Source organism: Wolbachia endosymbiont (group B) of Longitarsus flavicornis, assembly GCF_964028135.1.
GTDB lineage: Bacteria > Pseudomonadota > Alphaproteobacteria > Rickettsiales > Anaplasmataceae > Wolbachia.
Genome location: NZ_OZ034758.1, coordinates 913,608 through 932,678, shown reverse-complemented (window position 1 = coordinate 932,678; position 19,071 = coordinate 913,608). Strand labels below are relative to the sequence as shown.

15 protein-coding genes and 2 pseudogenes are annotated in these 19,071 nt (G+C 35.4%); 8 read left to right on the top strand and 9 right to left on the bottom strand.

All coding sequences use genetic code 11. The features are described 5' to 3' along the window. The first annotated feature begins 1 nt into the window (after position 1). From ABWU45_RS04330 to lgt, 3 genes are all read left to right on the top strand, one after another. Entirely contained in the window at positions 2–739 is a 738-nt protein-coding gene (locus ABWU45_RS04330; RefSeq protein WP_353277924.1) for an ankyrin repeat domain-containing protein, read from the top strand. Positions 740–827: 88 nt separating this feature from the next. Further along, positions 828–1,277 (top strand): SsrA-binding protein SmpB, encoded by a 450-nt coding sequence (smpB, locus tag ABWU45_RS04325; protein ID WP_264683138.1) that lies wholly within the window; start codon positions 828–830, stop codon positions 1,275–1,277. 6 nt (positions 1,278–1,283) lie between these two features. Beyond that, on the top strand, positions 1,284–2,075 hold the full coding sequence (gene lgt / locus ABWU45_RS04320; protein WP_264683137.1) for a prolipoprotein diacylglyceryl transferase: 792 nt from the start codon (positions 1,284–1,286) through the stop codon (positions 2,073–2,075). Positions 2,076–2,289: 214 nt separating this feature from the next. Here lgt and ABWU45_RS04315 read toward each other — a convergent pair whose 3' ends face one another. Next, positions 2,290–2,832 (bottom strand): hypothetical protein, encoded by a 543-nt coding sequence (locus tag ABWU45_RS04315; RefSeq protein ID WP_010402210.1) that lies wholly within the window; start codon positions 2,830–2,832, stop codon positions 2,290–2,292. Between the two features lie 84 nt (positions 2,833–2,916). Continuing rightward, a pseudogene (locus ABWU45_RS04310) lies at positions 2,917–3,066 on the bottom strand (phospholipase D family protein); the annotation flags it as partial. Between the two features lie 330 nt (positions 3,067–3,396). On the opposite strand from ABWU45_RS04310, the gene ABWU45_RS04305 reads away from it, so the two are divergent. Together ABWU45_RS04305 and ltrA are read left to right on the top strand one after the other, a co-directional pair. Then, positions 3,397–3,537: a hypothetical protein gene (locus tag ABWU45_RS04305; RefSeq protein WP_019078704.1), complete on the top strand. Its 141-nt coding sequence runs from the start codon at positions 3,397–3,399 to the stop codon at positions 3,535–3,537. 52 nt (positions 3,538–3,589) lie between these two features. Next, the gene (ltrA, locus tag ABWU45_RS04300; RefSeq protein ID WP_007302363.1) at positions 3,590–4,834 is read left to right on the top strand and encodes a group II intron reverse transcriptase/maturase; all 1,245 of its coding nucleotides are present in this window, start codon (positions 3,590–3,592) and stop codon (positions 4,832–4,834) included. An 80-nt stretch (positions 4,835–4,914) separates the two neighbouring features. Here the strand turns inward: ltrA and ABWU45_RS04295 are convergent. The 5 genes and pseudogenes from ABWU45_RS04295 to ABWU45_RS04275 form a co-directional block, all read right to left on the bottom strand. Continuing rightward, positions 4,915–5,220, bottom strand: a pseudogene (locus ABWU45_RS04295) (phospholipase D-like domain-containing protein); the annotation flags it as partial. A gap of 14 nt (positions 5,221–5,234) precedes the next feature. Next, positions 5,235–6,587, bottom strand: coding sequence for an IS66 family transposase (tnpC, locus tag ABWU45_RS04290; protein WP_353279066.1), 1,353 nt, complete (start codon positions 6,585–6,587; stop codon positions 5,235–5,237). 233 nt (positions 6,588–6,820) lie between these two features. After that, positions 6,821–8,308, bottom strand: coding sequence for a UbiD family decarboxylase (locus ABWU45_RS04285; RefSeq protein WP_052264652.1), 1,488 nt, complete (start codon positions 8,306–8,308; stop codon positions 6,821–6,823). A gap of 47 nt (positions 8,309–8,355) precedes the next feature. Then, entirely contained in the window at positions 8,356–10,239 is a 1,884-nt protein-coding gene (locus ABWU45_RS04280) for a DUF3857 domain-containing protein (protein WP_353277923.1), read from the bottom strand. Positions 10,240–10,388: 149 nt separating this feature from the next. Further along, entirely contained in the window at positions 10,389–11,858 is a 1,470-nt protein-coding gene (locus ABWU45_RS04275) for an AAA family ATPase (protein WP_353277921.1), read from the bottom strand. Positions 11,859–12,109: 251 nt separating this feature from the next. Between ABWU45_RS04275 and ABWU45_RS04270 the strand changes: the two genes are divergently transcribed. The 3 genes from ABWU45_RS04270 (at position 12,110) to ABWU45_RS04260 (ending at position 15,209) form a co-directional block, all read left to right on the top strand. Then, entirely contained in the window at positions 12,110–12,850 is a 741-nt protein-coding gene (locus ABWU45_RS04270) for a DsbA family protein (RefSeq protein WP_353277920.1), read from the top strand. 353 nt (positions 12,851–13,203) lie between these two features. Next, positions 13,204–14,562 (top strand): hypothetical protein, encoded by a 1,359-nt coding sequence (locus tag ABWU45_RS04265; RefSeq protein WP_353277918.1) that lies wholly within the window; start codon positions 13,204–13,206, stop codon positions 14,560–14,562. Between the two features lie 53 nt (positions 14,563–14,615). Then, positions 14,616–15,209: a TIGR02217 family protein gene (locus ABWU45_RS04260; RefSeq protein ID WP_353277916.1), complete on the top strand. Its 594-nt coding sequence runs from the start codon at positions 14,616–14,618 to the stop codon at positions 15,207–15,209. Between the two features lie 73 nt (positions 15,210–15,282). Here the strand turns inward: ABWU45_RS04260 and ABWU45_RS04255 are convergent, their stop codons facing one another. Together ABWU45_RS04255 and ABWU45_RS04250 are read right to left on the bottom strand one after the other, a co-directional pair. Continuing rightward, positions 15,283–16,056 carry a hypothetical protein gene (locus tag ABWU45_RS04255; protein ID WP_353277914.1) on the bottom strand — a complete coding sequence of 258 codons (774 nt, stop codon included), beginning with the start codon at positions 16,054–16,056 and terminating at the stop codon, positions 15,283–15,285. 236 nt (positions 16,057–16,292) lie between these two features. After that, on the bottom strand, positions 16,293–18,950 hold the full coding sequence (locus ABWU45_RS04250) for a 2-oxoglutarate dehydrogenase E1 component (protein WP_353277912.1): 2,658 nt from the start codon (positions 18,948–18,950) through the stop codon (positions 16,293–16,295). Between the last annotated feature and the right edge of the window lie 121 nt (positions 18,951–19,071).

Genomic DNA, 19,071 nt, shown 5'->3' with positions numbered 1-19,071 from the left:
TATGGTAGAAACTACATTGTTGCATTTTGCTGCTAAGAGTGGCTATGAGAACATAGTAATAGCTCTAATTGAATATGGAGCATATGTTGATGCATGGGACAGCGATGGATGCACTCCTTTACATTTTGCTGCTGAATGGAACCACAAAGGCATATTAGATATTTTAATTGACAGTGGAGCAAATGTTAATGCGTGGGACAATGATGTATGTACACCTTTACATCTTGCTGCCGAAGGTGGGAATGAAAGTGTAGTAAGAGCTCTAATTGCATGTGGAGCAGATGTTAACGCGCAGAACAATGATGGACACACTCCTCTACATTTTGCTACTAAGAGTGGCTATGAGAACATAGTAATAGCTCTAATTGAACACGGAGCATATGTCGATGCGTGGGATAATTATAGAAGCACTCCCTTGCATTTTGCTGCTGAAAGTGATAATGAAAACATAGTAAGAACTCTGATTAAACATGGAGCATGTGTTAATGTGTGGGATAGTTGTGGACGCACTCCTTTGCATTTTGCTAGCGATCATGAAAGTATAAGAGATATTTTAATTGAAAGTGGGGCATATGTTAGTAAACAGAACAATAATAGATATGCTCCTTTACACTTTGCTATTGAATGGGGCTGCAAAGATGTGATAAGTTCTTTGTCAGGTAATGCTAGTCCTAGGGCTGAAATGGCAGTAGGAAGAGTGGAACAAATTACACTTGCAGGAAGATTGGAGCTTTTTTAACCAAACTTGCATTTACTGAGATAATTGTTTTGTTATGAATTAAACCAAAAGTTCTGTAATATATTGAAGCTTAAAGATATCTTTAGATATGGAAGTTATTGCAGAAAATAGAAAAGCAAGGTTTGAATACTTTATCTTAGAAGAATTTGAAGCAGGTATGATACTCTTAAGTAGTGAAGTGAAATCACTAAGGGAAAGAAAAGCAAACATTTCTGATGCTTACATTACTGAAAAAAAAGGTGAAATATGGCTAAACAATATGCATATCGCAGAGTATAAAGCTGCAAACCAAAAGAATCACAAGCCAAAAAGAGAACGTAAATTGCTTTTGCATAAAAAAGAGATAAATAAGCTAATTGGTCAAATCAAAACCTCTGGAATAACTGTTGTGCCACTTTCTATCTATTTTAATGATAAAGGGTTGGCAAAAACTAAAATTGCCATTGTGAAAGGAAAAAAACTCTACGATAAGAGAGCAACCATAAAGCAGAGAGAGTGGGAACGTGAGAAAAGTAGATTGTCTAAGAATAATTTGTAGTAAAATATGTCTTTAAGTCCAGTTATTTTTAGCATCGGTCCTGTTTCTATATATTGGTACTCTTTAGCATATGTTTTGGGTATAGTTTTTGCATATTGGTATTTACATAAGCTAGACAATCAAAAAATATTTACTAAGAATTTTTACGATTCGTTATTAACAGCCGTTATTATAGGCATTATCCTTGGAGGTAGGCTTGGGTACGTATTGATATATGATCCAGTTCTCTATATAAGCAATCCTATCGAAATACTAAAGACCTGGGAAGGAGGTATGTCATTTCATGGCGGTGCTATAGGAGTTTTGCTTGCAGTAATAATCTCCTGTAGAAGACATAACATTCCTATATTTTACACACTGGATCTAATTTCTTGTGGAGTTCCGATAGGTTTACTTCTAGGCCGCATAGGTAATTTTATAAATGGAGAGTTATTTGGCAAGGTTACAACTATGCCGTGGGGTATGGTATTTCCAGAAAGTGGTGATAATTTATTGCGCCATCCAAGCCAACTTTATGAGGCATTTTTTGAAGGAGCGCTACTTTTCGTAGTTGTAAATTCACTATTTTTCTTGAACAAAATGAGATTGTATTATGGTGCAACAACTGGAGTTGCAGTTATGTTGTATGGAGTAGCACGTTTTATGGTTGAATTTTTCCGCGAGCCAGACTATCAAATTGGCTATTTATGGTTCAATTTAACTATGGGACAGTTGCTTTCTATACCTATGATTTTGCTGGGAATGCTTATATATTTAGGTGCGTTGAACTTAAGATTTAATACGAAATCTGTTCAATAGAGAAAAGGTAAGTTTAATCGAAAAATATAGTGGAAGTTTATTTATTCCATACTATGTACAATTATGTGAATTTTTTGTCTTGCAGAGAATAAATGTAAGACCAGCAAACCTTCGTTGTATAGCTATAAGAAAAACTTAGTAGCTACTGACCAAATTCATTACTAAGTAGATATTCATTTTCCACCAGAATATTCCTGATTGAGAAGCTACTTTATTAAAACATATTTTTAAATTTTTGCCAAAACCCTGGTTGATTATCATTAACCTTTGTGAAGGCTATGTTTAAACTGTATCTCGGATCATTTGGCATATCATATCTAATATTCAGTATTGAAACTTCGTTTTTATTATGAACAGAAACATCGTCATATGATAACTTTGTCGTGTAGCACTTTATATGCTTTTGCTTATCATATACTATATCACCTGATTCCCCTTCTAGTTCTACAAATTTAGTTTTTTTCTGACATTCTTTTATTTTTATTAGATCCTTGTCTAGTGATATTGAAACCGGTAGTGTATTACCAGCATACTCTTTAGCTAAAAGCTCACTTTGAGGATACATTTTTATTTCCCTTCCAAAATGTGAGTCTATAAAATTATTGCTCCAAAATTTGTCTCCAGAATGTACATATTCGTCAGTAGCATACGGTACACCACCATAATTGCATTGAACTTTGTAATCTCCAACACCATTATTTTGAAAAAAATCATGAATGGCAGCGTAACTATCAGCAGCATCATTTATGTAATCCATTACCTACCCCTTAAAACCTTTTAATTTATTATATCACAAGAAATTACATCTATCAATAAAAAGACTTTTTTTGATATCAAGTATCTAGGGAGTATATTGATAGGATTGTGACATTCGTATTTCCCAGTTCTTCACATACTGCTGGACTAATTCAGGATAATTTTCAATAATTAATAAATTTTCAGCGTTTCCCTTTTCAGCTGTCTTACTGAGGTTAAACGATCCTGTGATGACTGTGCGCCGTAGAAACACGGAAAGTGTTGAAGCTGTGCAGTAGATGAGGGAGGGCCCCTCGGAGCCGGTTTGCAAGAGCAGGCTTCAAACAGCCATAAGCTGCTTTGGTAAAGAGCTAAGGTAGTGAGCGTTATGGAAAAGGCACAATTATGTGTCATGTATGAAATAGAGAGACGAACGCAAGTGAACCACTGATGAAGTGTCGAAAGCGTAGAGACGACGTCAAAACCAGGGGGTAGTCGTTAACCTGGGATGAATCTACTGGGAGCTTGTTTACTGGGTAGGTGGCGTCCGGCATAAAAGTGGCGTGAATCTATTTTAGGCTATTGCATGGAACTACGGGAACCTGTCGTTTCGATGAAAAGGGAGAAGTCCAAAGAGCTGATCTCTGAGGATGAGAGTACCGATGCGAAAAACAGGGGCGGATTAGCTCGTAGTAGCGAAGAAGTTTCTGTAATGGAAATGGAGTGAAGGGGCTAAGTTATTTAGTTTTAATTATTTATCAACCGAAAGGGAGGAGTTAATGAATAAAACAAAGTCTTTTGATATACCGAAGCAACTTATTTGGAGAGCTTATAAACAAGTATCGAAAAATAAAGGTGCAGCAGGTGTAGATGAGGTCTCGATAACAAAGTTTGAAGAAAATCTAAAGGATAATCTATACAAATTATGGAATCGGATGTCATCCGGAAGTTATTTTCCAGAGCCGGTAAAAGCTGTTGCGATACCAAAAGATACAGGAGGGCAAAGAATTTTATGTGTGCCTTCAGTATTCGACAGAATAGCGCAAACAGCAGCTACAATGTATCTTGAGCCGTTAGTAGAACCGAAATTTCACGAAGATTCATATGGTTATAGACCAAATAAGTCTGCGCTGGATGCGGTATACACAGCACGGAAGAGATGTTGGAAAAATGATTGGACGGTAGATCTTGATATATCTGGATTTTTCGACAATCTGGACCACGATTTAGCACTGCAGGCTATCAAGAAACACACAGACTGCAAATGGGTCATACTGTATGTTGAGAGGTGGATGAAAGCCCCCATTCAGCAAGCAGATGGCAGTAGGGTAACAAGGGATAAAGGAGTTCCGCAAGGAGGTTCAATAAGCCCAATCATTTCAAGCATATTTATGCACCATGCGTTTGATATGTGGATGAAACAAAATTATCCAACAGTACCATTTGAAAGATATGTAGATGATGCGATAGTGCACTGCAGAACTAAAAGACAGGCAGGATTTATGAAAGTAATGATTGAAGAAAGATTGGCTAAGTGTAAATTGAAGTTACATCCTGAAAAGACACAGATTGTGTACAGTAAGGATGATGATAGAAAAGAACAATTTCCTAAACAAAGCTTTGATTTTCTAGGTTATACTTTTAGACCTAGAGTAGCAAAGAATAAGATGAGGAATTATTTCATCTCATTTCTACCTGCAATTAGTAACAAAGCCAAGAAGAAGATCAAGAAAACCATAAAGTCATGGAGAATACATCGGATTACATGGACCACACTAGAGGAAATATCGAAGAAAATAGATCCAATAGTCAGAGGCTGGTTTCAGTACTATGGCAGGTTTTATAAATCAGAGATGTATCCATCTCTCAGAAATATAGAGAGATACCTCATAAGATGGGTCAGGACAAAATATAAGAAACTTCGTGATCACGGAAGACTAGCAAAGCAATTTCTAGGAAAAGTGAGAAAGAGGTCTCCAAGTATTTTCTATCATTGGACACTTGGGTTAGGATCAAAAGGCTAAATAATGGGAGCTGTATAAGTCGAGAGGTTTCCGTGCAGTTCTGCGAGAGACTGGTGGGGAAGCTCCGCCGGTCTACTCTCCTTTTGATTATCAACAATTATTACCTTATTATGAGCAATTTTTGGCTTATTATCGATCCAAATCGGTATTCCATTTGAAAACAATTCGCTTATGACACTATATTTTGAATGGAGTTGTGATTTATCTAAGACGACTTTAACATCAACACCACGCTCTTTGGCGTTAATCAAAGATTTTGCAACTGTTCCAAGAGTAAATGTATATTCTTGAACTAAGATAGATTCTTTAGATTGGTCTATCTCGCTGATTATCGGTACAGCACAGTCTTGTTCAGGTGAGAAGCAAACTGTTGCTTTTGGTATCCGTTCAGAGGTGTGGCTTAAGAGACAATAGATAGAAGGTTTTGAAATGGATTTAACTTTTTTTGCCTCCAAGTGAGATACAACGAAATTATCCGCTCAAGGAATCTATTCCCTCGCTCTGACTGTGCAAAATATGAATTCTTACGATAGACAACATAATGCCGTATTTGTCGCTCAACATGATTATTCGTTAATGGAATATTCTCTGGATCATCCAAAAATGTCCACATCATTGGCTCGGATTTTATAATACCCTTTACCGTTCGTGAAGCTCCTTTTGCTTCAAGTATATAAGATATTTTTATCATGCAGTACTGCATAAATCTTCGTAACTCTTTAGCTTGCTTAGTGAACTTTGAAATACTAATTTCATTTTCTGACAAAGCGTTTTTTAATGTAAATAATCCATTAGCTGCATCTTTTAAACAATGGCCAAGTCTCATTACTTCACTATTCCAGCTATGAGATAACCTCTCGAAATTTCTCAATAAGTGAGCCCAACAAATTTGTCGTTTTTCATCACTGAAGTGGTTGTAAACTCCATATCTGTCGGTAATTACCCGATTTTTGTAATCACAAAATGCACTATTCTTTAAAAACTTCATTCCTCTTGTATCTGCTAACTTCATAAGACTTGCTTTATTGTTGGCAAACATCCAGCACCATTCCAATTTACCTTTGTTATAGTGACTGGTTTCATCAATATGCAAAATTTCGCTTGCTTTCATTTCTTCCTCTATTTGTTCATAGGCTTCTTTACATTTTGACGAGACCCTTGCTTCGCTATTGGACACACTACCAACACTTATACTCATGTTAAAGATGTCTTTCATGATATTCGCTATTTCTCGCTTTGAATTCTTATAAAACCCACTTAGTGATGCAACTACTGACTTAACTCTAGGACCAAAGGTATCAGGTGTAACTCCTTCTGGTAATTTGCTACTCCTTCTTTTTCCGCATTTACGACAGCGCCCATGTTCTAGTTGGTATTCCACTACGTAAGGCTTAATTTTTGGGAGATCAACATTCTGGTGAATATAGGGTTTGTTGCATACTGCAATTTCTCCACCACATTCACAAGTATCATGTAATCTTACTCTAATTACTTCATCTGCTTCCATTTTTATCCGATAATTTCCTTTATGACCAACTTGACCCCCTATCTTCCTGCCACCCTCTGACTTATCTTCTGGTGTGTCTTTTTTTATTTTGTACAGCTCTTTTGAACTTGGTAAAGATGAATTCCTTGAGTTCAAGCCAAGTCTCTCTCTTAGTTCAGCATTCTCTATTTCTAAGATTTTATTTTTTTCTTCAAGCTTTGCTACTTTTTGCTCTAAGTTTTTACATAACTCTACAATACTGATCAACAATTGAAGCATCTAGCCTTACCTTACTATCAACATTTTCTGTTATTATTACTTTGATATGTTATGTCAATTCTTTTTTATCCTTACCATACCTCTGAACGGATACTGCTTTTGGGCAAGGCGAGAATGTAGGACCCACATAGTAATACAGAGAAAAACATGCCGACAAAAATAAAAGATATAAAAGCCTCACAAACCACACCTAAATACACGGCGGTAGTCTACATCATAGTTTAATCATCTGTCAACCCATATTCCTTCCACTTCTCTGTAACTTTCTTTATTATTTCCTCGCTCATTTCAATTTTTCTTCCCCATTCTCGTTTGGTTTCAGGTGGAAGTTTGTTTGTTGCATCAAACCCTATTTTACCTCCGAGACCACTTTCAGGGGAAGCAAAATCTAAATAATCAATTGGGGCATTCTCTATCGTAATTGTATCACGCACAGGGTCCATTCTTGTTGACATTGCCCACATCACCTCTTTCCAATCACGTATATTTATATCATAATCAACAACTATAATAAATTTCGTGTATAAGAACTGTTTGAGAAAAGATAGTGTGCCCATAACAATTCTTTTTGCATGCCCTGGATAAGCCTTTTTTATCGACACTACCGCTATTCTATATGAACAACCTTCTGGGGGCAGATAAAAATCTACTATTTCCGGAAACTGATTGATAAGAATCGGCACAAAGATTTCGTTGAGTGCTTCACCAAGAATTGATGGTTCATCAGGTGGTTTGCCAGTAAAAGTGCTGAGATAAATTGGATCTTTGCGCATTGTAATTGCAGTGATGTTAAACTCAGGAAACTGTTCAACAGCATTATAGTAACCGGTATGGTCTCCATATGGCCCTTCATCTTGGTAATTATCCAAACTTACATATCCTTCCAAAACAATTTCTGCATGAGCTGGAACCTGAAGAGGAATAGTTTTACAATTTACAAGCTCAAGTGGTTTTTTTCGCAGCAGCCCGGCAAATTGGTATTCTGATAAAGTCTCCGGCACCGGAGTTACCGCAGCAATAATTGTTGCAGGATCGCTACCAATCACAGCAGCCGCAGGAAACTTCATATTTTGTCCCCTCTCCTTCCACCGTTTATGGTGACCTGCACCACCACGATGTGCAAGCCAGCGCATGAGAGTCGTTTTTTTATTCACAACCTGCATACGATATATTCCAAGATTGAAATTATCTTGCTTGTCTGCTGTTGGTCCTTTTGTTACCACAAGTGGCCAAGTGATAAGCGGTGCAGGCTCGTTTGGCCAGCATGTCTGAATAGGTAGCAAACTAAGATCCACCTCATCCCCAGTTAGCACCACCTCTTGACATGGGGCTTTGCTCACAACTTTGCTCCGCATCGACAATACAACTTTTAGTAGAGGAAACATTTTCACAGCATCTTTGAAGGTTTTTGGCGGCTCAGGTGATCGCAAAAATGCTAGAAGTTTACCCAGATCCCTTAATTCATCAGAATTTATACCAAGTCCGAATGCAATTCTCTCAATAGTACCAAATAAATTCACTAAAACGGGAATTGAATTTTTGCCATTTTCTGTGACAACATTTTCAAAGATGATAGCTGGTCCCTTGTTTGACAAAACCCTACGATGAATTTCTGTCATTTCAAGAATAGTTGAAACTTCTTTTTTAATTCTAATTAGATCTTTTTTTTCTTCTAATGCTCTGATGAAGTCGCGTAAGTTATTGTACATATTTTAAAAATTTTAAGCCTTTTAAGAAGTGCTTTTCCCAGCACAACTCATTCACTTATTATTATAGAGGCTCTAGAAAAATTATTCTCCAATTCGCTTTTTAAGTTTTTATATTCAGCAGTCTTTAATTCTTCATTGGTAATAAAGCTTTTCTTTATGGTTATTAAATTGCTAAATTCGGTTCCATCATTTTTATATTTACAGAACCTATTTACATATAACCAAGGAGAATCTATTTCAAAATTCAAATTTTCACAGTTTTTAATTTTGATATCTTTTATTATCATATGGCTTTCCTTAGTTTTAGGAACACCAATAAAAAGGTCTGACACTTGGTCATAAGCTGTATTGACAACATCATTAAGCCAATTATCTCCTAAATTCAAAGCAGGTCCTAGATTTGTCTTAAAAATCTTATTTTTTTGCTGAAACTCATATTTGATTGTAAGATCTTCTACATTACGTAAAGTAAGGTCAGGCAATTCTAAGAACTTCTTTTCTTCTTCATCAAGATATACCCCACTAATCATATGAAAAACAGAATCCCTTAATTGCTCATTTGAATAATACAATCCAACCCCTGTTAAACCTAGGGCTGCTTCCCCTTGTACGGTAAGCCGGCCATATTCATTTACAACATTATCTTCTATAGTTAATTCACTATGAGATATCACTTTTGAATTTTCACCTTGTACAGCAGGAATCTTTATGTAATCTGCTTCCTCAGAATCCAGTACTAGAGCACTCCTATCAGCAATGTCTGGAAAAATACCCTGTGCCATACTGACAGTGTTAGTTGGATCAATCCAATATATTTTTCCATCTCTATTTATTACTCTGAGCATCACATGATTAAAATTACCCATATTAGGTAATGCTTCAGGATTAGAAGTGCTAGTAGTTCCTCTCATAACTAAAATAGGTTGAACTTTATAACCAAGTTCTTGTAAAATAGCAGCCGTGCTAGCAGAAAAGTCTTTGCAATCCCCAACTTGAGAATCAGCAATTTTCTCCAAATCTCTCGGGAAATATTTTCCTGATACTGTACGCCAGTCTCCCATGTACTGAACTTTTTCATTCAATAAAGAAGTAACAGCATTGATCTTATCTTCATCAGCACTCTCACTGATAGCAGATTCTGCTATAGCTTTAAAAGTTGCAGGAAGTGGCTGATTAATGACGCTATGATACCCAGGGGCTAATTTTTTAGCCAAATCCTCCCATTTAGATAGACTCGACAGTGATACCCAAGTGTTGTGTTTAATATTCAATATTCCATTATGTGGTTCATTTATTGTGTTTTCATAAACTGCTTTCTTTAAAGCAATGCTTATAGAATGTAAACCTTTCTTTTTCTTCTCAGAGATCTCTAGTACTTCTCTTGGATCATTCACTTTAATTTCTAGAGGCAATTCAGAATTTATTTTAGTATTTTCTGCTTGTAAATAATCCCCATAATAAGAAAAGCTCAAGCTATAAAAATTATCAACAGGAACCTTTTTATTAACTCGTTTATACCTTAAATATACTTCTGTACCAATTTCTATTTTAGGAAATGGTATGGTTACTTGCCTTAGCTGATCAAAGCCTTTACCAGGACTAGCCAGTGGCTTATCCTCCATCATATCTTCAGTAACTATATATTCCTCTCCATTATAAGCTGCTTTAGCCTCTAAAACAGTAAAATCTGCACTATCATCATTGTAAACAAGACTGTATAGAGAGAATCTATCACGTCCAGATTCTTTGAGTATTTTTGCTTGAAGTTCTACTTCCGTTTCGTAGGTACCATCTCTATTAACATTAATGTTAACATTAGAAAACTTAACCTCAACAGAAGCATCTTCGTACTTGCTCCACCTTGCTTCAGATGCAGGAGTTACAAAAAATACTAATAATGTTAAGTTAAAAAGAGTTTTTAAAAATTTCATCACAATAACCAGACAAAATACCTACAATCATTTATCCACCATCATTATTAATTTTGGTTTAAAATACTTCTATGCTCATCTGTTATTGTACAAACACTGCAAATTGTAGACAATCGTTATCATACAACCTTTTTAAAATTCAAAGCTACTCAAAACAAATCTTCTAGTGTAATCACATGATGTATCGTATCTTTTAGATATTGATTTTCAGGAGCTCCATTTGCAGCAATTAGTACCCAGAATATCTGTTTCTTTGACTTTGCTCTTTCTCTATAAACCATCTCTTTTCTTTTTAATTGTTCAACAAATTCCTTTGTTACCTGGTAAGGTTTATCGCTATATTTTATTTCACAAAGCATTGTACATCTATCCTCTCTATCGAAAACCAAATCTATTTGTGCACCAAACTCTTTACTATTCTTTTCTGGGTGATGTTGCCAATCCCCACATATGACTCCTATATGTTCTATATCTAGTTTTCTTCTAATTTTATTGGCATGCTTAAAACATACTGCTTCAAATGTTTGCCCTGTCCATGTTAGCCAAGCTGGTTTCTTTATCGCTAACTCCCAATAGTGAGCATCACTTATTATTGCCCTTTTTGTTACTTCTTTAAACGGCTCAATCCATGTCAGATAAAATAATATATATTCATCAACCACCCTATAATATACTCCTCTTTTTCCCTTGTTCAGTGGTAAAAAACCATCAATAAATCCTGCTTCTTCTAAACTCCTTAATTTAGCAGTTAAGCGACCACCTTCCGTCGTTTTAGTTGCTTTTATAAGTTCTTTTCTACTGATTCCTTTTGGCTTTTTTGTAATTGCGCGAATAATGCTTAGATACGCTTCTGGTTCTTCATATAAAGAATGAAATAGCATATCAAACTCATCAAATAATAAACCGTCCTTCTGAAAGCAGATCATATTAATATTTTGTGTTGCTGATAGCCCCTTACTTACTTCTTTGAGATAATGTGGTATTCCTCCCATAGCCATATAGATCTGTAGTATTTGTTGGTGGTTAAGATTAACCCCTAAATATCTCAGATACTCTTTAGCTTCACGTAAGTTAAAAGGCTGCAAAGGTATCCTTGCAGTAATACGATTATGTAATCCCCCCTTACTATAGATTAAGTTTTCCAACATCCAAGAAGCTGCTGAACCACATACAACCAAGATAAGTTTCTTTCGATATGTCCAACGTGTATTCCAAAAATATTCCAATGCTTTGAGAAAACTAGATTTTCTTGCCGCGAGCCATGGCAACTCATCAAAAAATAAAACAACTTGTTCATCTTCATGCGTATTGTGATCAACAGCAAGTGTGAGTTGTTGTAGGGCATCCATCCAGTTTTTAGGCAAAGCCATCCTTGCACCTTTATAAAAAGTATGTGATAACGACTGTGTAAAAATTGTAAGCTGCTCCTGCAGAGTACCATCATTAAGGCCGGTCTGTTCAAATAAAATATCGGCATGCTTACTGAAAAATTGTTTTATTAGATATGTCTTACCCACACGACGCCGACCGTAAATTGCAATAAACTCAGCAGATTGAGAAAGAAGCTTATTTTCTAGAATGGCTATTTCTTCCTCTCTACCAATTATTGGTTCGCTCATATAATTTACCGCCGTGTCTGTCAGCATTATATGCGGCGGTTATAAAATAATCAACTTTTTTACCGCCGCGGTTACAATTGTTATACGTGGCGGTAAGGATTGCTTAAATCTCAAATGCCTTATTATACACACGTTTTCGTTACTTAATATCACCAGATTCTCTGATATAACATATATAAAGTTTGCATTTCTTGATAAAAATGTTTTAACATTGAGCATTTCTTTAATATTTGTATTCTTTAAGTAAGTGTATGTCTAAAATACCATTTTTATTGATTTTTATACTTGCAGTAGCAAGTTTACCAGTAATAAACAATTGGCTTTCACACCGCAGTCAGAACTTAAATGATGATTATATAGGTGAGAGATTGGATAATTACATCAGTAAAAATTTTGATAGAGTTCTAAAAGCTCTCCAGGAAGAGTCAGCTAAAAATAGTTATGCTAATGCAACCAAAAATAAAATTTCTCAGCATAAAAATGAAATATTCGACTCCACTTATCCTTACTCAGGAAATGAAAATAGCAATATCATAGCTGTAGGTTTTTTTGACTATTCTTGTGGATATTGCAAAGCTATAAAGAACGATGTAAAACAATTGATCAATGATGGCAAAATTAAGTATATCTTTAGGGATGCTCCAATACTTGGTAACAATTCTTTAAAGGCAGCAAAAGGTGCTTTAGCAACTTATTTTATCGATAAAGAAAAGTACTTAGATTTTCACTATGCTGCACTAGATCACAGAGGAGAATTTTCAGACGAAACTATATTAGATATAGTAAAAAATATAGGGATCAACGAGAACGATTTTAATAACTCTATGAAAAATAATGCAGACAAAATTGAGCAAATGATAAACAACAGCAAACTTTTAGTAAGGGATCTAGGAGTAGGCGGTACACCTTTTTTGATAATAGGAGATAGTCTTTTTGTAGGAAAAACTGATTTGAATATATTACGCAAAAAAGTGAATGAGTTAAAAGATTAATAAATTTCCTGCTTGACAGCACAAGAGAGTTTAAGTATAGTTAAGATATAGTAAGTAACAATATGTATAGGCTACATATTAGTTCAAGAAAAGTAGGTGATGTTTGCTTGCAACACAGCACGACCTTAAGTAATTAGCCTTCCTAGGCTGATTAATCTATTAAAATACAATCATTATTTTGGAGTTATAACATGAAAAATTTCAACAGAAAACCAATTGCTCTTTTTCGGCAAGCCGAAAAAAGCACAAAATTAAGTAAATTTTTATCTAAGAATCTAAACTCTGTTTATTCTCAAAGGCTAGAAAAACTATTTAAAAAATTTAATGCACAAAAAACAAAAAAAAGTAATTCATTGAATGAGCTAAAGGAAGCTTATCCTAAAAAGCTAAAAATAGGAGCTTCTATATCAGAAGGAGATTGCTTTTTTGACTCCGTGGCTCAAGGATTGAATGAGCTAAATATAAAACCTGGTCATCGTTTTACCGCAAAATCATTAAGAGAAGATTGTGAAAATTATGCTAGAGCAAATGCAAATTCGTGGGTTTATAACAAAATAACAGAAGATGCTGAAGAAGGAGGATATTTTGTAGGTGAAGGAAATTTGGATAGCAAAGTAATAGCGAAGGAAAGAAATAGCGAAGATGAAAAAGGCATATCTGCACAAACAGACTGGTGTAAAGATGAAGAAATAATAACCAAATATACAGAAGAGGAGTTTTTCAGCTGGTTACTAGAGGAATATCGTGAAGATAGAGAAGGGAAGATTTTAGAGATTTTGAAAAGTAGGTATGGCACAGATGATGATTTGTTACTAGACGAATATGAAACAAGTAAAGATAAAGAAGAAGAAATAAGCGAAGATGGAAAAGAAAAAGGAGAAAAAGTTACTATTAAGCCAGATAATTCCAAGTCTTTTTCTAAATATCTAAACAACATTAAAAATATGTCTACAGAAACTAATTCTCTAGCTATATGGGGTCGTCCAGAGATTGAAGGAAAAATGATATGTGAAAAGTACAAAGTGAAAATTGAAGTGATAGCACTAGAAGAAGAACCTATAGGTGGTAGATATATTACTACAGGTGAAGAAGGTGAAGGCGATAAGGTTGTTCGTATAGTGAATTACATGAGGCATTTTGTGCCACTCCTAAGTGAAATTTCTGAAGATATAACAGAAAGTCAACCAGTTTCTAATGAAGAAATCTTTGGTGAGGTGACAGAAGTTCCTGCTTCTGATCAATCAGAGCAAGAAGAACAATATAATATCAGAACTAGCAAATCAGCAATTGTGCAAGATCATGAAACACAAAAAGAGAGAATTGATACCAGCGCTAGTGATCCAATTCATACAGATACAGTAATTACTATTTCTCATCAACAAGGGCAAGAAACACAACAAGAGGCAATAGAAAAGAAATTAATCAATAGTTGTTACAGAAGAGAAGCTATTTATAGCATAGCTGCTGTAATAACAGCTATAGCATTCACAGCATCTGCTATAGCTGCTGTTTTTACTCAACCAATGCCTTTAGCATGTTTTGCTGGAGTGGCTTTAGTTGTTGCATGTATTTGTGCATATCAGTTAACGCAGAGTCATCAAGACATTAACGAACTGAAAGGTAAGGTAGGAGAAAACAACACCTTTACTTTTTTAGAAGAAACGGGATTTAAAATTTATAGCCTGATTGATAAAGCAGCTTCAAAAATTTAAGATCTTTCCTACTTCATCTATATCAACTCAATTTTATTTTTACAGGAGGGCATATGTCATTTACAGAAATTAGATTTCCAGAAAATATATCTTATGGTTCCACTAGAGGACCTGAATTTTCCACTGACGTTGTAACAACTCATAATGGTTGTGAGCAGCGCAATATTAATTGGTCTCGTGCACGTGCCAGGTATAACATAGCTTATGGAGTCAGGTCAAACGAGCAGCTAACAGAACTCATAACATTTTTTCAGGCACGAAAAGGTAAAGCAATAGGATTTCGTTTTAAGGATTGGTCAGACTTTACAGTTATCAATCAAGAAATTGGCATAGGAGACGATAAAAAAACGATCTTTCAACTGATGAAAACTTACATAAGTGGAAAAGACAAGCATATACGAACTATTAAAAAGCCAGTGCATGATACAATAAAAATTTACCTAGATGGTGAAAAGACAGAAAAATATTCAGTGAATTATTCAACTGGAGAAATAGCATTTATGAAACCACCAGCAAAAGGCACAATAATCACCGCAAGCTTCGAATTTGATGTACCAGTACGATTTGATACAGATTACCTAAACGCTTCTATTGATAACTATGGCAGCAATAGCTGGAACAATATTCCCTTGGTGGAAGTGAAATAAAGTTAAAGTATGCTCCATAAAAGTTAAGCGATACTGAGGCTCATATTTAAATGAGCCTTGCACATTTTAAAGTCTATAGCCCATTACAATGTTCCACACTCGAAATTTGAGGAAATTCTAATGTAGTGTTTTCTCTTTCTTGTAAAATAGAAAGTTTTAATAATTCTTTTAGAACTAACTTTACAAGTGTTGTACCATTTTCCTTAAAGAGGTAGTCCATCCTATTGGTTTTCTGTATGTGATTGACAAAATTTCTAGCTTCCTCATTAAAAGCCTCGATTGTGTTGATACAAGATAATACTAAATCCGAGCTATTTATTGCTAAAATTCCATTTACGAAAATATCTAATTTTGTTTTATCTTCAGTCAAATCTTCAGCTAACCTATTTCTAATATCATCATTCTCAAACAAAATGTACTCTAGGTACGAAGCAGACTCAATAAGTATAAAGTCTTCTAAAGGTACTGATTCTAAACATTCGTCAATATAAGTAAGTATTCCAAACTCAGTAATACACCCTTCTTTTCTCACAACATAGCACTTAGGAAGACCACGATACATTGATAGCAAAGAAAAAAGACGTATTATACTTGTACCTCTATCTTTCATTTCCTCGAGAAGCTTTCTATCATTTATTAGTTTGTGCAAAATGTAATCCGTAGCAGGACCTGGTTTACGAAAACGAAACATATTATTTTCTGCAAAAATAGCCTCAGCTAATTCGATAGACTTTTTATCCTCATCTATAAAAGCCTTTTTGTCTCTATTTAACCGTATGATTTTAGCCTTGCTATCGCTGCGTAGTCTAGTTTGCCCTATTAGCCTCTCAAATATTTCTGTCTTCATATATATCTTAATATAGTTAATATTAATATTAACTATATTAACTATTTTAAGAAAAATAAATGAAAATGTTAATAAATATTAAGCTTTTATTAAAAAAGTAAAGTCTTTTTATATTTGTATGAGTATACAAGCAATTTGATTGTTGTGATATATTTTCTATCGCACCCGGCTGCAGTGCCAAATATTAAGAACAATGTTCGCTTTCTAGCTTTCGCTTCAATATCTGTGAGATTGTGCTAGATACCCTGCACAACTTGCTTCAAAATTTCTGCTTGTTGTTGAGCATGGACATTAGCATAACCACATGCAGGAGATGCAGCAGCAGGTCTTGCAATGCACTTAGGTCTTTTTGCTTGAGCATTGAGGCCAGACAATACCTCTTCTATCAATGGGTTGACAAAGAACCATCCTCCCATATTTTTTGGTTCCTCTTGACACCATGTAATTTCAGCGTTCTTATATTTTTCAAGTTCACTGCCTAGTTTATCGGCCGGGAATGGATAAAATTGTTCTAAACGCACTACTGCTATATCGTTTATTTTTTGTGCTTCAAGCATTTCAATTATGTCGTAATAAACTTTACCACTACATATTACAACTTTACGTATTTTATCACTTGCAACTAAACCTTTTCTACACTCTGGAATTACCGTAAGAAATTTTCCTTCAAAGTCAGAAAGGTTAGAAACTGCGCTTTTATGACGCAATAGTGATTTAGGTGTAAACACCACTAAAGGCTTACGAAAATCTCGATTAATTTGTCGGCGTAAAGCATGAAAATAATTCGCAGGAGTAGAGCAATTAACCACCTGCATATTATCCTCTGCACAGAGCTGCAAAAACCTCTCTATACGAGCAGAACTATGCTCAGGCCCCTGCCCTTCATAACCATGAGGCAAAAGTAAAACTAGACCACTTGACCGCAACCACTTTGTTTCTGCAGATGAGATAAATTGGTCGATCATAATTTGCGCGCCATTTGCAAAATCACCGAACTGCCCTTCCCAGAGCACAAGTGAATAAGGAGAATCAAGGCTATATCCATATTCAAAACCCATCACAGCATACTCAGATAGTGCGCTATCTATAACTTCAAAGCGAGCTTGCTTCTCACTTATGTTGTTCAGTGGAATAAACGTTTCTTCTGTTACTTGATCAACAAGTCTTGAATGACGGTGCGAGAAGGTACCGCGACCAGAATCTTGTCCTGACAAGCGCACTCCTATTCCTTCTTTAAGCAATGACGCGAATGCAAGACTTTCAGCAGTTGCCCAGTCTATGTTGCTACCGGAATTTATACTGTCTATTCTGCCATCAAGTATTCTTCTGACTTTATTATTGAGATTAAAACTACTTGGAATATTGCTATTTATGTGTACACCTAATTTTTTTAGCTCATCTGGTGAAACACCAGAGTCCGTATAATATTCACTCAAATCGTTCAACTTTGCTCTCCTGAGTTTTAACCACACTCCATCAAACCAGTCAGCTTTCTTCGGAGTATAAGTCGTTGACTCAGTAAGGCTTTTATCTAATCTTGTTCTAAATTCGCTGCGTAATTTACTTACTTCATCGCTACCTAGCACTTTCTCTGCAGTCAGCTTCTCTTCGTACAGCGTGCCTGGAGTTTTATGCTTTGATATTGCTTTATACATAAGTGGCTGAGTAAAATTTGGCTCATCGCCTTCATTATGGCCATATTTGCGGTAGCATATTATGTCAATCACCACATCCTTTTTAAATTTCTGCACATACTCCATTCCCAAATTCGCGGCAAAACTCACGGCTTCTGGATTATCTCCATTAACATGAAATATTGGAGCTTCTATTGATTTTGCTACATCAGTACAATAAAAAGAAGAGCGTGCACAACTAGGATTTGCAGTAAAACCAACTTGGTTATTAATGACAATATGCACGATACCACCAACTTTATAACCTTCAATGTTGCTCAAAGTCAGGGTTTCAGCAACCACTCCCTGCCCGATAAAAGCCGCATCACCATGAATTGATATGCCAAGCACAGATCTCGTATTTTGTTTTGCTCTTACTCTTCCAGCTAGAACCGGATTTACCGCCTCAAGGTGAGATGGGTTAGGACATAAACTTAAGTGTATTTTTTTACCACCAGCAAGTGCTCGATCAGAAGAGTAACCAAGGTGATATTTGACATCACCAGACACCTCAAGACCACTTGGATATGCAAGGTTGCCTTGAAATTCAGACAGCATTGCCGCATAATCTTTTCCCATCACTTTGGTTAGAACATTAAGCCGTCCTCGGTGGGCCATACCAAGAACTATTTCTTCAATACCAAAAGCTGCAGAATCACTAATAACTCTTTCAATTGCAACAATGGCTGACTCCCCACCTTCGATAGAAAAACGCTTATATCCAGGAAATTTCATATGGAGAAATTGCTCGAACATCTCAGATTCAATCAAGTGCCTTAGTATTTCTTTTTTATCCTGAGGGCTTAGCGTATAGACCTGATTTTCAATTTTCTCCTGCAGCCAAACTCTTTCCTCATAAGAGGAAATATGCATAAATTCAAAACCGATATTCTTGCAGTAAATATCTCTGTAGATTCTAGTGTCACTTGTAGGAGAAAGATTCAAGTATTTTTGATAATCTATTTCCTTATTTACATTCGGTGATAATGGATTTAAGTCTGCAAAAAAGTGACTATAAGATCTGAAAAAATTTGCTAAATCATCAGCATCTACCTTGGCTTCATTCTGTGCTCTGCAGGGTTCTGCTTTATTCATTTCTAAATTGCTTGAAAAAATCCTATTCCAATCCTCCCCGATTGATTTATCGCCCTGCAGATAACGGCTATACATTTCTTCTACAAATTCTGCATTATCACCATAAAGGCAGCTTAGACTTAGCATAATCACTACAAAAGATATCAAATACTTATAAGTATAACTTAAGTTTTTTAAAAAAGAACTCCTTTAGTTTCTAATTATTAAGTTATACAAACACTGTAATCCGAGTTTTCCAGAAAGGGTG